The 1,597-nt window shown below is 57.2% G+C and carries 2 pseudogenes; one reads left to right on the top strand and one right to left on the bottom strand.

From position 1 onward, the window contains the following. Positions 1-314: 314 nt before the first annotated feature. A pseudogene (locus tag ACRZ9X_RS22410) lies at positions 315-1,312 on the bottom strand (IS110 family RNA-guided transposase). 126 nt (positions 1,313-1,438) lie between these two features. Here ACRZ9X_RS22410 and ACRZ9X_RS22405 point away from each other — a divergent pair. Further along, positions 1,439-1,597, top strand: a pseudogene (locus ACRZ9X_RS22405) (transposase); the annotation flags it as partial.

Genomic DNA, 1,597 nt, shown 5'->3' with positions numbered 1-1,597 from the left:
GGCAGTTTAAGTCGATGTGATAAGAGAGGGTTTCTGGCGCATCTTAACCGCCAAGGAGTGGATCTATGGACGTCCCCTGCGCAAGGTGTTTTTAACGATAGCATCAACGGCATTGGATGCGTGAATCTATCCGGCCTTTGATTGAAGCACCTTGGCCTCTGGCCTCGATGGGATCCGAGGGTTTCAGTGCCTTCCAAGATGACCGGCCTTTCTTGGCCACCACTCCTTACAGGCTGTGAATTGGCGGCCCCTGCCGTTACACCATCGTCATATCACCTCGCATTCTTGGAAGCCGAAGCTTTCCGCGCTACCTGCTATGCTGCTTTGTAGCCTTCCCCACTCCGCAACACCGCCCAGGCAATGCGCGCTGTCTTGTTGGCGATTGCCACGAGCGTTTTGTTGTGACCTCCGCGTGCCAGCAAGTCCTGCGCCCATCTCGCGCGTTGATCGTCGCGATCGGCGGTCCTGATCAGGACGGACCGGGCACCGTGGATGAGCTGGCACCGCAGGTATTGGTTGCCTCGTTTGCCTATGCCACCAAGCCGAGGTTTGCCTCCCGTTGTATATTGTCTGGGAACCAGGCCGATCCATGCCGCGAGCGCCCGGCCAGACGAGAAGTGTCGTCCGTCATCAACGGCAGCGATCAAGGCGGTGGCGATCACCGGCCCGACGCCGGGAAGGGTTGCCAGACGTTTACACCGCTTATCGGTCCGGCAGATCGCGATCAGCTTACGGTCGAGCTCGGCGACGCGTGTGTCCAACGCTTCAAATTCTGCGATGAGTGCGTTGAAGTTCTCCGTTGCCAGCGCCGACAACTTGGCCTCAGCGACGGCATTCCTGATATCCTTTCGGAACCGAAAGGCACCGACTGGAATGACAACGCCATACTCCCCCAGAAGGCCACGAATGTGATTAATCAATCCGGTCCGTTGTGTAATGAGCCGGTCGCGTGTTCGGTGCAGCATCTGCAAATCCTGTTGCTCCGTCGTCTTCACTGGGACAAATCGCATAGTCGGGCGCAGTGCGGCTTCATGGATCGCCTCGGCATCAACAGCGTCGTTCTTGGAGCCTTTGACAAACGGCATTACAAACCGCGGATGAATGAGGCGCACGGAATACCCCTGGGCCCGGAACCGTCGGCCCCAATGATGAGCGCTGGCGCAAGCCTCCATGGCGACGTTTCCGGGGAAAGTTCCTGAACGGCGGCTTCGAGTTTTGACCTGGTCACCTTCTTCGAGATCACCTCGCCCTCATTGGTGATCCCGTGGATGTGAAACGACTGTTTGCCCAAATCAATCGCAAGTAAGTGCATTCTGTGAACTCCTTCTGTTTGCTACGTTTGCCGAAAACTATCAGCTCGGGTGCAAGGGGCGTCCATTCCATAAGATGAGACAGGTCAAAGCGTTAGGCGTTTGATCCAGTGGATCAAACGTCGCGCATGACCGGAACCAAGCAGAGCCACGGTGAGAAGGTCGTAAAGGACATTCGCCGCACGACCCGCAACAGTATTCCGCAGATGAGAAGATCAGGATCGTGCTGGACGGCCTAAAAGGCGAGGACAGCATTGCAGAGCTGTGCCGTCGTGAGGGCATCGCGC

The organism is Ruegeria sp. AL1 (assembly GCF_056540905.1).
Note: the sequence above shows the minus strand (reverse complement) of the source record. Positions and strands in the feature narration are given on the sequence as shown.